Source organism: Roseobacter sp. YIN89 (assembly GCF_057219365.1).
Genome location: NZ_JBXVVD010000003.1, coordinates 551,212 through 564,544, shown reverse-complemented (window position 1 = coordinate 564,544; position 13,333 = coordinate 551,212). Strand labels below are relative to the sequence as shown.

Annotated in this window: 15 protein-coding genes; 9 read left to right on the top strand and 6 right to left on the bottom strand. The window is 56.1% G+C overall.

Annotation, left to right across the window (positions count from 1 at the left end; translation table 11 throughout):
* Window positions 1-38: 38 nt before the first annotated feature.
* Window positions 39-461, bottom strand: a complete 423-nt coding sequence (dksA, locus tag AC2D8V_RS15095; protein WP_484734398.1) for an RNA polymerase-binding protein DksA — start codon at window positions 459-461, stop codon at window positions 39-41.
* A gap of 168 nt (window positions 462-629) precedes the next feature.
* On the opposite strand from dksA, the gene AC2D8V_RS15090 reads away from it, so the two are divergent.
* The 6 genes from AC2D8V_RS15090 to AC2D8V_RS15065 all read left to right on the top strand — a co-directional run bounded on the left by AC2D8V_RS15090 (window position 630) and on the right by AC2D8V_RS15065 (window position 5,602).
* Window positions 630-1,469 carry an AAA family ATPase gene (locus AC2D8V_RS15090; RefSeq protein ID WP_484734397.1) on the top strand — a complete coding sequence of 280 codons (840 nt, stop codon included), beginning with the start codon at window positions 630-632 and terminating at the stop codon, window positions 1,467-1,469.
* A gap of 129 nt (window positions 1,470-1,598) precedes the next feature.
* Window positions 1,599-2,054, top strand: a complete 456-nt coding sequence (locus AC2D8V_RS15085; protein WP_484734396.1) for a GNAT family N-acetyltransferase — start codon at window positions 1,599-1,601, stop codon at window positions 2,052-2,054.
* 26 nt (window positions 2,055-2,080) lie between these two features.
* Complete coding sequence (locus AC2D8V_RS15080) at window positions 2,081-3,415, top strand: DUF2927 domain-containing protein (RefSeq protein ID WP_484734567.1); 1,335 nt, start codon at window positions 2,081-2,083, stop codon at window positions 3,413-3,415.
* Between the two features lie 49 nt (window positions 3,416-3,464).
* Window positions 3,465-3,632, top strand: coding sequence for an apolipoprotein acyltransferase (locus AC2D8V_RS15075; protein WP_484734395.1), 168 nt, complete (start codon window positions 3,465-3,467; stop codon window positions 3,630-3,632).
* A gap of 3 nt (window positions 3,633-3,635) precedes the next feature.
* Entirely contained in the window at window positions 3,636-4,823 is a 1,188-nt protein-coding gene (locus AC2D8V_RS15070) for a vWA domain-containing protein (RefSeq protein WP_484734394.1), read from the top strand.
* Between the two features lie 83 nt (window positions 4,824-4,906).
* Window positions 4,907-5,602 carry a M48 family metalloprotease gene (locus tag AC2D8V_RS15065; protein ID WP_484734393.1) on the top strand — a complete coding sequence of 232 codons (696 nt, stop codon included), beginning with the start codon at window positions 4,907-4,909 and terminating at the stop codon, window positions 5,600-5,602.
* Here the strand turns inward: AC2D8V_RS15065 and AC2D8V_RS15060 are convergent.
* The 5 genes from AC2D8V_RS15060 to AC2D8V_RS15040 all read right to left on the bottom strand — a co-directional run bounded on the left by AC2D8V_RS15060 (window position 5,590) and on the right by AC2D8V_RS15040 (window position 11,251).
* On the bottom strand, window positions 5,590-6,138 hold the full coding sequence (locus AC2D8V_RS15060; RefSeq protein ID WP_484734392.1) for an RSP_2648 family PIN domain-containing protein: 549 nt from the start codon (window positions 6,136-6,138) through the stop codon (window positions 5,590-5,592). The two genes, AC2D8V_RS15065 and AC2D8V_RS15060, sit on opposite strands and share 13 nt — an antisense overlap.
* Before the next feature lie 4 nt (window positions 6,139-6,142).
* Entirely contained in the window at window positions 6,143-7,354 is a 1,212-nt protein-coding gene (locus AC2D8V_RS15055; protein ID WP_484734391.1) for an RSP_2647 family RNA methyltransferase, read from the bottom strand.
* 39 nt (window positions 7,355-7,393) lie between these two features.
* Window positions 7,394-8,071 (bottom strand): DUF6778 family protein, encoded by a 678-nt coding sequence (locus AC2D8V_RS15050; RefSeq protein WP_484734390.1) that lies wholly within the window; start codon window positions 8,069-8,071, stop codon window positions 7,394-7,396.
* A 119-nt stretch (window positions 8,072-8,190) separates the two neighbouring features.
* Complete coding sequence (locus tag AC2D8V_RS15045) at window positions 8,191-8,460, bottom strand: hypothetical protein (protein ID WP_484734389.1); 270 nt, start codon at window positions 8,458-8,460, stop codon at window positions 8,191-8,193.
* Entirely contained in the window at window positions 8,450-11,251 is a 2,802-nt protein-coding gene (locus tag AC2D8V_RS15040; protein WP_484734388.1) for a [protein-PII] uridylyltransferase family protein, read from the bottom strand. Before AC2D8V_RS15040 ends, AC2D8V_RS15045 begins: the two co-directional genes overlap by 11 nt.
* A gap of 253 nt (window positions 11,252-11,504) precedes the next feature.
* Here AC2D8V_RS15040 and AC2D8V_RS15035 point away from each other — a divergent pair, with 253 nt between their 5' ends.
* The 3 genes from AC2D8V_RS15035 to AC2D8V_RS15025 all read left to right on the top strand — a co-directional run bounded on the left by AC2D8V_RS15035 (window position 11,505) and on the right by AC2D8V_RS15025 (window position 13,322).
* Window positions 11,505-11,924 carry a DUF2852 domain-containing protein gene (locus tag AC2D8V_RS15035; protein ID WP_484734387.1) on the top strand — a complete coding sequence of 140 codons (420 nt, stop codon included), beginning with the start codon at window positions 11,505-11,507 and terminating at the stop codon, window positions 11,922-11,924.
* A gap of 72 nt (window positions 11,925-11,996) precedes the next feature.
* Window positions 11,997-12,431 (top strand): RDD family protein, encoded by a 435-nt coding sequence (locus AC2D8V_RS15030; RefSeq protein ID WP_484734386.1) that lies wholly within the window; start codon window positions 11,997-11,999, stop codon window positions 12,429-12,431.
* A 72-nt stretch (window positions 12,432-12,503) separates the two neighbouring features.
* Entirely contained in the window at window positions 12,504-13,322 is an 819-nt protein-coding gene (locus AC2D8V_RS15025; RefSeq protein WP_484734385.1) for an arginyltransferase, read from the top strand.
* Window positions 13,323-13,333: the final 11 nt, after the last annotated feature.

Genomic DNA, 13,333 nt, shown 5'->3' with positions numbered 1-13,333 from the left:
TCAACGCCCAATCAATTCATTCCTGCCGTACGCGGCGATCAGTCGTCGCGATGTACTTTTTCCCGACGCTCGTGGCGTTCCTGCGCTTCGAGGCTCATAGTCGCGATCGGACGTGCGTCCAAGCGTTTGAGCGAAATTGGCTCGCCCGTGACCGAGCAATAACCGAATTCACCCTCTTCGATGCGGCGCAATGCACCATCGATCTTGCTGACCAGCTTGCGCTGACGGTCGCGTGTCCGTAGTTCCAGCGCACGGTCCGTTTCCTCGGACGCGCGGTCCGCGACATCTGGAATGTTGCGTGTGCCGTCCTGAAGACCTTCGATGGTGTCTTTGCTGCCTGCAAGCAACTCAGCGCGCCAGTTCAAAAGCTTTCTACGAAAATACTCCAGTTGCCGATCATTCATGAACGGCTCGTCTTCTGCGGGACGATAATCGTCCGGCAAAAACAATTCCTGCTTCATTTTGTTCCCCTCAACGTGGCGAGCGTTTTGCATCCGCACCTTGTCCTTTAGGCCAAGAACCCCTAAGCCAAGCGTGTAGCGCAGAGGGGTGTGGTTGTCACTACACATTTGGGACAATTCGACGCGAATTTGCACTTGACAAACTTGCTGCAAGGGATTGACAGGATAATGAAATTCCAAGGAACCGCCGATTACGTCGCCACTGACGACCTTACTGTTGCCGTAAATGCATCAGTAACCTTGGAACGTCCTCTTTTGGTGAAAGGCGAGCCCGGAACAGGCAAGACCGAACTCGCACGTCAGGTCGCTTTGGCGCTTGGCTTGGAGATGATTGAATGGAACATCAAGTCAACCACACGGGCGCAGCAGGGGTTGTACGAATATGACGCTGTAAGCCGTCTTCGCGATAGCCAGCTGGGCGAAGAACGCGTTCATGACGTGAAAAACTACATCCGAAAAGGCAAGCTGTGGCAGGCATTTGAATCGGAACAAAAAGTCGTTCTGCTGATCGACGAGGTAGATAAAGCGGACATCGAGTTCCCGAACGATTTGTTGCAGGAACTCGATAAGATGGAGTTCTTTGTGTACGAAACCGGTGAGACAATTCGTGCCAAACACCGCCCTGTCGTTATCATAACATCCAATAACGAAAAGGAACTACCCGACGCGTTTTTGCGCCGCTGTTTCTTCCACTATATCCGCTTTCCCGACATGGAAACATTGCGCAAAATCGTCGAGGTCCACCACCCCGGCATCAAGGAAAACCTGCTTACGACCGCACTGACCCAGTTCTATGAAATACGTGATCAGGCCGGGCTAAAGAAAAAACCGTCGACGTCAGAGGTGCTGGATTGGCTCAAACTGTTACTGGCCGAAGACCTGACGGCCGAGGATCTGAAGTCTTCGGGCGCTAGCGCGCTGCCAAAGCTTCACGGCGCCCTTCTCAAAAATGAACAAGACGTGCATTTGTTTGAACGGCTTGCGTTTATGGCGCGCAGCGGACGCTGACAAAACACGCCGAACACAGTTTTGCGGAATCGCAACGGCGGCCCTTGCCATGTGAGGGACGAAGTGCTTTCATCAGCCTAAGGGCAAGAAGACCCACAATAAACTGGCTTATCGAAGCAGGCAGGAAAAATGGCAGGAAAACCACAGGTTGTGGTGCGTCCGCTACGTCCGGACGACAAACCGGAATGGTCGCGGCTATGGAAAGCGTATCTCGCTTTTTACGGCACCGAACGCTCTGATGAAATTTTCGACACGTATTTTGACCGGTTGCTGGGCAACGATCCGCAGGATTACACCGGGCTTATAGCTGAAATTGACGGTCAAGCCGTTGGTTTGGCACATTTTCTGTTCCACCGGCATGGCTGGTCGATTGAAAACGTGTGCTACCTGCAAGACCTTTATGCCGACCCTGAAATACGAGGCATGGGCGTGGGACGCGCCTTGATTGAAGCTGTTTATGCGGCTGCCGATGAAGAAAGTGCACCGGGGGTTTACTGGCTGACACAAGACTTCAACACAACGGCACGACAACTCTATGATCGTATCGGCGTCAAAACGCCATTTATAAAGTATAACCGCTCGTGAGATCGCGTCTTTACTTGTTTCTGCTAATGCTGCTTTGCGCCTGTGCTCCGGTTCAGCAATCCGAGACAGCGTCACGCGCGGTTGCAATGGACAGCAGCCTTCCCCCGATGAAAACTTTCGCGGTCCGGTCGCCAGCCCGCCCGACTATTTCCAACGCCGCGCTGTTTCGTGACTTTATGGAATTGTCGTTTGAAATGGAAAGTGGGCGCCAGCTTGACCGCTTTACCCGCTTTGAAGGGCCCATCAGCCTGCGCGTGACAGGGCGCCCGCCAAAATCACTTAATACCGATCTCGCAGCGCTTTTGACCCGGTTGCGACGCGAAGCAGGGATTGAGATCGTCCAAACACGTCAACCCGCAGCTAGCATCACTGTCGAGGCTGTCCCACGTGCGTCCATTCAGGCTGTGCTGCCACAAGCAGCCTGTTTTGTGGCCCCGAACGTTAGTTCCCTGCAGGAGTTTCGATCCGCGCGGCGCAGTCCACGGACCAATTGGGCCGCGCTGTCAGTACGGGAACGTATTGCGATTTTCGTTCCAAGTGACGCAAGCCCGCAAGAAATGCGTGATTGCCTGCATGAAGAACTCGCGCAGGCACTGGGTCCGCTGAACGATCTGTACCGACTGCCTAACTCTGTGTTCAACGACGATAATGTCCATACGGTTTTGACCGGATTTGACATGCTGATCTTGCGCATAACATACGACCCCACATTGCAGTCGGGTATGCTTCGGTCAGATGTGGAGGCCCGCCTGCCTCAGGTGCTAGCACGGATTAATCCCTCAGGCGGCCGCGCGGTACCGGCCCCCGCGTCGCCGACGCCACTGTCCTATGCGCAATCCATTCAAACAGCGCTGGGGCCCGGCGCCAGGATTTCTGACCGGCGCACGGCGGCAGATGAAGCCTTGCGCATCGCAGCAAGCCGAGGCTGGACAGACAACCGGCGGGCCTTTGCCCATTACGCCAAGGGCCGTTTGCTACAGGGAACCAACAGCATCGCGGCACATCAGCAGTATTTGCTCGCCGATCAATTCTATGCCCGCTCTCCGCAAACCCGTCTGCATCGGGCCTATGTCGCAACACAGCTTTCCGCGTTCGCGCTCGCCCAAGGCAACCCGGCCGAAGCCGAACGGATTGCACGTGCGCATGTGAAAATTGCAGAAAGGTCACAAAACGCGGCTCTGCTCGCGACCTTGCAATTGTTGCGCGCGGAAAGCTTGGATGCCATGGGTCGCGGCAGAGAGGCCAGCAGTTTGCGCCGCGAGACGCTAGGCTGGGCGCGCTACGGATTTGGTGCGGATTGGGCCGTTCGGGCAAAACTGCGCGAAATTGCCGCTTTGAACCCGATACCTGCCCCTGTTTGAGTGGCGCTGATGTGCTAGGTTGAGCACTGGTAAGAAAAAGAGAATTCAAATGATCGTAATATTCGCAGCCCTCGCTGGTGCGATCGTCGGCGGCATGACGGCTTTTCGACGTAAGGGAAACCGCAAGGACATTGCCCAATATGCAGCCGGGTATGCGATGGCTTTCATGATCGTGGGCATGGTTCTCACGGTCGTCATTGATCGCATGGTCAGCTAACCGATGTTCCTGCCGTTCTTTGACAAATTGCGCGCGCACGGCGTGCCGGTTTCACTTCGAGAGTTCTTGTCTTTTCTTGAAGGTGTCCATGCAGGGCTGGCAACCTACGACGTCGAGGCGTTCTACTACCTGGCGCGTCTGACGCTGGTCAAGGACGAGCGCAACATAGACAAATTCGATAGAGCCTTCAGCGCCACTTTTTCCGGGTTGGAAAACATATCCACCGAAGATGTGCTCGAAGCTGTCGATATCCCGCGCGAATGGTTGCAGAAAATGGCTGAAAAACATCTCAGCGACGCCGAAAAGGCAGAAATCGAGGCCTTGGGCGGCTTTGACAAGCTCATGGAGACGCTGAAAAAGCGTCTCGAAGAACAAAAAGGGCGCCATCAGGGTGGGAACAAATGGGTCGGAACGGCTGGGACCTCTCCATTCGGAGCCTATGGCTATAACCCCGAAGGTGTCCGCATCGGTCAGGACCGCTCGCGTCATCAACGGGCAACCAAAGTTTGGGACAAGCGAGAATTCAAAAACCTCGACGACACGGTCGAGCTTGGCACCCGCAATATCAAGGTTGCTCTGAAACGTCTGCGCAAATGGGCCCGCGACGGCGCCGAGCAGGAGCTTGATCTCGGCGGCACTATTCGCGCCACAGCCGAACACGGCTATCTTGACGTGAAAACGAGGCCCGAGCGGCGCAATGCCGTAAAGGTGCTGCTGTTTCTGGATGTTGGCGGATCAATGGATGCCCACGTCAAGGTCGTCGAAGAACTGTTCTCCGCCGCGCGTGCCGAATTCAAGCACATGGAATACTACTATTTCCACAATTGCCTTTACGAGGGGGTGTGGCGGGACAACAGACGCCGCTGGGATGCCCAGATACCCACCCACGAAGTGCTGCGCACTTATGGCGCGGATTACAAATGCATATTTGTGGGGGACGCATCCATGTCACCTTACGAAGTCGCGTATCCGGGGGGTGCATCGGAACACTGGAATGCCGAAAGCGGCGCGACATGGCTGGCGCGCACCCGTGACCAATGGCCGTCTCTTTTGTGGATCAACCCGATCCCTGAGAAATATTGGCCCTACACCCAATCCATTTCGATGATTCAAGAGGTCATCGGGCCTGACGCAATGGTGCCAATGACCTTGTCAGGCATAGAACGGGGGATGAAAGTTCTCAGCCGATAGCCAGAGCCTACTTTGATCCAAAAAATCCCCAACGGAGGCACCCGCAGCTTGCCGAACATATCTTCCAGCACCATATCTCGATCATGTTGAAGCTTACGCCCATTCTCCTTGCCATCGTCTATGGCGTAATCATGTATCGGTTTTCGGCGTGGCGGACGAGCAAGGAGCTCGATTCGCGCTCGACCGAGCTTGCCGATCCCATGCTGAGGGTCATGGCCGACCGAATGGCAGCGGCGCTCGAAGTGGATAAGGTGCGGGTTCACATTTATGAAATTGATCCGGTCAACGGCCTCGCGGCACCGGACGGGCGCATCTTCATCACGCGCGGATTCTATAACAAGTTTCGCGCCGGTGAGGTCTCGGCCGATGAAATGGCCAGTGTTATTGCCCATGAACTTGGCCATGTGGCACTCGGCCATTCGCGGCGGCGGATGATCGACTTTTCCGGTCAGAATGCCCTGCGCACAGCACTCGCCATGGTTATCGGACGCTTTGTGCCCGGTATTGGCCCTCTGATTGCCAGCTTTGTCGCCTCTCTGGTTTCCGCAAGACTATCACGGCAGGATGAATACGAGGCAGATGCCTATGCCGCAGCGCTGCTAACCAAGGCGGGCATCGGAATCGGCCCGCAAATAAGCCTGTTCAATAAGCTTGAGGCGCTAACCGCATCACAAGGTGGCACGGCGCCTGCATGGTTGCTCAGCCATCCAAAAACGGCGGATCGCATTACAGCGCTGCAAGCACTCGAGCTGAAATGGTCCGGGCGTCACGAAACCTGAGTCAATGCTTTTGCCAATCGCGGCAACCGCGCTTTCTTCAGCAACGCCCGCAATTCCCACGCGGTGCCTGACATCCGGTTAGCCGTAGACAGGACGCTTTGCGCCACACCCTCGACCACGTCTGGGTGGTTCTGCCACACCATCATCAGATAGCTGTCCGGATCGACCCTTAAAAGGTCTTCTTCGGCGAGCAGATTTCGCGGAAAGTCTTTTGCGTTCAGTGTCATGATACTGTCGGCATTCCCACAAACCGCTGCCGCCAACACATGAATATCGTCTGCATCCGGCAGCCAGAGGCGTGCCACTGTACGAGTTGATACATCAACTTCGCTTTTGGGAAACCGTGCGCGCAGCAGGGCGATTTCCGCCCGCGCTTGCGCCTCCCCTGTCGGGCCGAGTTTGACGGCTGCGCGCGCCCATTCTTCCAAAATGCGTTCTGACCACAAGGGTGTGAAAACCCCCTGCTCTGCTACCCCCACAAGGACCTCGCGCATCACTGTCGGATAGAGCACGCAGGTATCAATCAGGATCCTCATCAAACTAGAGCTGAAAGAAAATTGACTTGAGATAACCGCTTTCCGCCAGTTGCGGCAGCTGCGGATGGTCCGGCCCTGCAAAGCCTGTGTAGATCACACGAGGGGAGCGTCCACTTCGTCCGATGCCGCGCACACTGGCGCGGCGAAAGGATGTTATATCGGCCGCATGCGAACAGGAACACAGGCCCAGCACACCGCCTTCCCGCACGAGCGGTGCCGCCAAGCGGGCGATCCTTTCGTATGCGCGCAGTCCTGCTTCCAGCGCCGGTTTGGCAGGGGCGAATGCCGGCGGGTCGCACACGACGATATCAAATTGGGCCCCTTGCTCACCCAGACGGGTCAGAACATCAAAGGCGTCTCCCTGAACCGTCGTGAATTGCTGATCAACCTTTGTTGCCGCCGCGCCTTCCGCCGCCAGTTTCAGTGCCGCATGGGACGCATCAACCGCGGTGGCATGCAAAGCTCCCGCAGCAAGGCACGCCAACGAAAACCCTCCCACATGGCTGAATACGTCCAAAACCTCCGCCCCCCGCGCCAACGAGGCCGCAAATGCGTGATTGGGCCGTTGATCGTAGAAAATCCCGGTTTTCTGGCCGCTAGTAAGGTCTGCCATATAAGACGCACCGTTCATTGGCACGCAAACAGGTGCTTGTGGTGCCTGACCTAAAAGTACACAGCTGACATCATCCAGCCCTTCAAGCGCGCGGGTACGTCCCGACGCATTTTTGAGCACATTGGCTACGCCGGTGACACGGGCCAGTTCCGCAGCAAGCAAATCGATGCGCTGATCCGCCCAGGCCGCGTTAGGCTGGACGACACAAGAATCGCCAAATCGATCGATGATGACACCGGGCAGACCGTCCGCTTCTGCATGGATCAGTCGATAGAAAGGTTCCGAGAACATCCGCTTTCGCGCGGCTAGTGCCCGCTTGAGACGTGCGCGAAACCAATCAGCATCAATATAAGCCTCCGGGTTTCTATCGAGCATCCTGCACATGATCTTGGACAACGGATTCACTGCTACGACACCGAGTGGCGCCCGGTTCTCATCTTCCAACCGCGCCACCGTGCCCGGTGCGAGCGCGCGCGTGCGGCGATCGGTGACCAGTTCATTGGAGTACACCCACGGATACCCGTGGCGAATTGCCCGAGCGTTAGCCTTTGGTTTCAGGCGCACAACGGGCACAGGAGCGGAATTGGAAAAGGGCGCTGTCATAGCGCCCTCCTGTAATCACATTTATAGACTGATGAAAGATCAGAAACGGTTGTTCAGAACCTGGATCATGCCAAGGTTCGGATTTTCAAAGCCGTCTGGTGTTGTCAGTTCTTCTTCGATCACTTTGGCGAGATGCGCAGTGATGCGTACCTTTTGCGTCTGCCCCTGACGTTCGGCTGCAATGGCACGCTGGCCACCGTACCCCAACAAATCCGCCTGAACAACGCGGCGTTCCTCCAAAAGCAGACCGGTTTCGGCACTGCGGATCGACAGGCCGAATTTGATCGAGTGTACACCGCCCACGGTGTAACGGGTCTTTTCGGTCAGCGCGTGAAAGCGCAAAAGTTGTACATCAATTATGACTGGCACCTGCCCTTGAACGCGCGCGGTTCCGCGGGCCATTGCATCTTCAAGAATTGCGGCCACTTGCTGGTGCCGGTCACCGGGAGGGTCTTCGCGCCACACGATGTCACCACTGGGATAGTAGCGGTTGGCCTCTGATACGATTAGGCTGTCCGGGACGATAACATTGACTTGCTCGACCCGATAGCTCGGCATCGCCTGTCCGAAGACTGGTGCATTAAAATCCGCTTCTGTCAGCGCCTGCACAGATGGCGTTTGTTCAAATGGCGCGTTCCGGCTTGGAAACTCGATCGACGCACAGCCGGATACGACGGCCGCAAGCGCGATGCTCGCAATCAGTTTGAATATTGTCATTTCGCTCTCCTCGGGTGCTTTTTTGGCGCACCTTTTCTGGTTCTAAGCGCTTGTCGCGCGCGAACTCGGCGAAATTGAGGCAAATTTTCTCTAAATTTGGGGCATCTGCCCGCAAAGGTTCAGTTACGGGCCCGTCCGCGCCAGCCGCCACGCCTGCGCGGCGCGGCCATCCCTTTCAGGCCCTCAGACATGACTTGTGTCATGGGGTGATCCGGAAAGTCGCCTCCGTATTGGGCAATCAGACTGCGTAGCACTTGCCCGGTTTCACGCTCAATCGGCATGCTCAGGGCCCAGTCCAGAAAGATGGAACGACACTCTTCTGTGGTAATGTTTTCAATCTGATAGGATTCAAAGATCAGCCCTTTCGGATCATTTTCATCACCTTTCATCCCGCCCGTCCCTCTTTTCATATCTGGCCAGTACATCACTGATAATACGTGTGTTTTTCTCATAACTCTGCGCAAGATGTTTCTCAAGCGCAGCAATATTGTCGAAATTGACCGCGCGGCAGACAAATTGCTGTCCCTGCTTTCCGAGGCTTTCAGGATCTATAGGGCCGTCGGTCAGCAACTGAACGGCAGAACGCAAATCGGCATAAAGCGCCGCATGCGCGTGCAAAACTGCGGCGTCGCTGTCAGAAAAGACCCCATGTTTCACGGCGGCGGTCAAACCTTCCCGTGTGCTACTTCCAGCAGCCCCCGACAGCAGGTTCCCGGCTTGCGCCAGCAATTCGATATCTTGCAACCTGCCGGACCCAATACGTACATCCCAGACACCGGTAGGTGACTTGGCACCGGCAATGCGATCGCGCATCTGCGCGACCTGCGTAAACACTTCTTCGGTATCCCGCTCGCCAGAAAGCAGCGCTGCTCTGAAAGCAGAGACATCGCCTGCCAATGTGTCCGGCCCGGCGACGACTCTGGCGCGCGTTAACGCCAAATGCTCCCATAACCAGGCTTCGTTTTCCTGATAGGCAGTGAAAGCCGGCCAGCTCGTCGCGACCGGCCCTTGGTTACCCGAGGGACGCAGGCGCATGTCCACGTCAAATAGCTTACCTTGCGCCATCGGCGCGCTCAGCGCAGTAATAAAGCTTTGCGTGAGCCGCGCGTAATATGCCCTTGATGGTAGGGGCTTTTTGCCCTCCGACATATCCTGACCATCAGGATCATAAATGACGATCAGATCGAGATCCGAACCCGCGTGAACCATGGCCGCGCCTAGTGACCCCATCCCCAGTACAATGCCGCCTCTGCCCGGCGCTTTACCATGTTTCACCGCAAATTCAGCCCCGACGACAGGCCATAAGACACGCAGAACTGCGCGGGCAAGATCAGTGTACTGATGCCGCGCTTCCTGCGGTGCGATAAGTCCCCGCAGCAGGTGCACACCAACGCGGAAATGCCACTCTTTGAACCACCGCCGCGTCTGGTCAAGCTTGGATTCGTAATCAGCCTCTTGTGCCAGTGCCGCTGATAACAGATCCTCCAACCCACCTTGCCCAGGCCAGCCGGTAAAGAAATCACCACCGATCACTGCATCAAACACACCGGCATTTCGCGCCAGATACTGACCGAGTGCAGGAGAGGTGCCGACAACATCAATCAACAGATCTGTCAGAGTCGGATTGGCCTCTAGCAGGGAGAAAAGCTGCACACCGGCAGGCAATCCCGACAAAAACCCGTCAAAGGCCAGCAAAGCTTCCTGCGGGCGCGCCACACCTTCGAGCCGGGCGAGCAAATCTGGCCGCAGCCGTGCAAATACTTCGCGGCTACGCGTGCTGCGCAGGGCCGGATAGCTGACCCACCGGCTGAGGATCGCCTCATCGAACACAGGCGGCTCGGGATCGGGATCGACCACATCGCTGGGGGCAAAAAAACCTTCCGTTTTGCTGTGTACTGCGGCAAGCCGTTCGGCGATCTCTGACTTCAGCGACACAACGTCCTGATCCATCATGGCGGCCAACCGTTCAAACCCTTCTTCCGACACCGGCAAGGAGTGCGTGCGCGCATCCTGCACCATCTGCAAGCGGTGCTCGACGGTTCGGTGTGCGACGTAGTGTTTTTCCAATTCTTCAGCGTCCGCAGCAGGTACCCACCCCTTTCGAGCCAGAACGTGCAGCCCTTGCACTGTACCCCGACAACGCAGTTCCACATCGCGGCCTCCGGCGATCAGTTGACGCGTCTGCGTGAAAAACTCGATTTCCCGAATGCCGCCACGCCCGAGCTTCATATTGTGGTCAGGCAAAGTAATCGGGCCACCAAGGCTTTTGTGCGCGCGGATCGCAAGCCGCATATCATGCGCGTCTTGGATTGCCGCAAAGTCGAGATGACGCCGCCAGACAAACGGTGTCAGCCGGTCCAGAAAAGCTTGGCCTGCCCCCAGATCACCTGCGGCTGGTCTGGCCTTGATGTATGCCGCACGCTCCCAAGTACGGCCAAGGCTCTCGTAATATTGCTCCGCTGCCTCCATTGCGATGCACACCGGGGTTACGGATGGATCCGGTCGGAGTCTGAGGTCGGTTCGGAACACATACCCAAGCGCGGTCTTATCGCTCAGCAGGCTACACATCTCGCGCGTGGCCCGCACAAATGCCTGCCGAACCGTAAAGAAGTCATCAGGATCGTAGCGCGTCTCGTCAAACAGGCATATCAGGTCGATATCGGACGAATAATTTAGCTCGCCGGCGCCCATCTTACCCATGGCAAGTACGCTCAGCCCTGCGGCATCAGATATATCTGCTTCCGTCGCACCCGGCAGTTTTTTGCGTTTGATCTGTTTACCGACAGCGGCTGTTATTGCGACATGTGTGGCTGCGTCAGCAAATTCGGTCAGCGCTGCGGTCACCTGCGCCAAAGACCAGGCCCCGCCCAAATCAGCCAGCGCCGTGATCAGCGCAATACGTTGTTTTGACCGGCGCAGGTTATCCGCCAAATCGTCCGGAGGAAGCGCTGCGACCGATTTCAATTCCTGCTCAACCGCGGCTTGCGGGTCCGAAAGCGCTTGGGGCAGCCATTCTTTTTGCTTTTCAATCAGGGACGCCAGATATGGGCTGCACCCGGCCGTCCCGCTTAGCAGATCGCGCGTTTGGGTATCCACATCAGGAATGAGATCAGCAAATTCTTTTCCTCTTTCGGGGTCAAAGGCGCGCGGCACACGCGTTATCTGTTGCGCCAAACTCATGCAACAGGATTGAACCGGTCACGTCCGAAGGTCAATCATCCAACCGAGAAATAGCGCAAACTGGCAATACCAAAGACTGAATTCCAACATCTCAAACAGGTCTTAAGGCATTGATATAAATAAACTTACAAAATAAATGTAAAAAACATTCACATCATCCCTTGCACAGAGGCGAAGCAACCCCAATCTTATCAATGTGAAACACATTCACATCCCTGACAGGGGCTCACCTCTCGCACGAAAGGCAAAATATATGTCGACCCTTACGCAAACCGCTCCTATTGCGCACCGGCCCAACTGGTTCGCCCGCGCTGAAAGCTGGCTTGATGCCCGTGGCAAGGGCGCGTGGATTGCTGCAATGATCCTCGGTATGATTTTCTTCTGGCCTATTGGCCTTGCCCTTCTTGCCTATATGATCTGGAGTAATCGCATGTTCTCACCTTCGAAATCCCGGTGTATGCATTCCTTTAAAGGCGCTCCTTCCGTCATGCGCTCGACCGGCAACAGTGCATTTGATGCCTACAAAGCCGACACTTTGCGGCGGCTCGAAGAAGAGCAAGATCAGTTCGAGGCATTCCTTGAGCGTCTCCGCGACGCAAAGGACAAGGCAGAGTTCGATCAGTTCATGGACGAACGCGTTCGTAAAGACGAAGTGCGCACGACAGAAGCCTGAAGCTTGCACACGCAATAAACCAATGGCCGCGGCGCTTTGCGCCGGGGCTTTCCCCACGAGAAAGAAAGACACATGACCGCTTTCCCAGACCCCATCGCGCAGCCGGAGTTCTATAAGGACGTCCCTCTCAAGCGCCTACTTGCATGGGTGGTAGATGCAACCGTGACTCTGGTGGCTTGCCTTATCATTTTGCCGTTCACGGCATTCACGGCCCTTTTCTTCTTTCCCGCGCTTTTCCTTCTGGTTGGCTTTGCATATCGGGTTCTTACTCTGGCAAATGGATCAGCTACGTGGGGCATGCGCCTCTTTGCCATCGAACTGCGCGGACCGGACGGCGAACCTCTGAACGCTTCGGGCGCATTCGCGCACACTCTAGGCTATACTCTGAGCTGGATGGTGCCGGTTTTCCAATTGATTTCAGTGGTTTTGATGGGATCGACCGAAAAAGGTCAGGGCCTGTCCGATCATGTTTTGGGCACAGTCATGGTTAATCGTCGCGCCCTCTGATGTTAACCTTTGCTCCCTTGCGTTTACGGCTCTCGAATTGCTATCCTCTGCGAAACGAGTTGCAGGTTCTTCATGCGTCACACGCTACCCATCGCACCACAGTTTTACGTCACGGCGCCTCAGCCGTGCCCGTATCTTGATGGTCGGATGGAACGTAAACTTTTTACTGCCTTGCAGGGCGAAAGCGCTGACAAACTGAACGACAGCTTGTCTCAGCAAGGGTTTCGCCGGTCTCAGAATGTCCTTTACCGCCCTTCCTGTGCGGAATGCACTGCGTGCTTGTCCGCGCGCATCAACGTAGATGCCTTTACTGCCTCTCGCAGCCAAAAGCGCACAGTCAGACGAAACAGCGACCTGCAGCGCCGCGCCACGTCTCCGTGGGCGTCAGAAGAGCAATACGATCTGTTCCGGACTTACCTCGACAGCCGCCATGCAGACGGTGGCATGGCGGACATGGATGTGTTCGAATTCGCCGCAATGATTGAAGAGACACCAATCCGAAGCCGTGTGGTGGAATATACCAACCGCACCTCTGGCCAACTGATCGGGGTAAGCCTGACAGATGTTTTGTCAGACGGGTTGAGCATGGTCTACTCATTCTATGAGCCCGACATGCCGCGCCGGTCCCTCGGCACATACATGATCCTTGATCACGTGGAAATCGCACGAGAGGCAGGTCTGCCCTACATCTATCTTGGATACTGGGTGCCGGGCAGCCAAAAGATGGGGTACAAGGCCAAGTTCAATGGCCTTGAAGTATACGCAGGCGGTGCGTGGCAGCGCATGAAAAACCCGGAAAACTACTCGGCCGACACACATCCGCTCTCCACCGATCCGATTGCGGAACAGGTGGCCAACATCCATCTGCCGGACACACGACCGGTCCGTTAGTTGCGCAGATG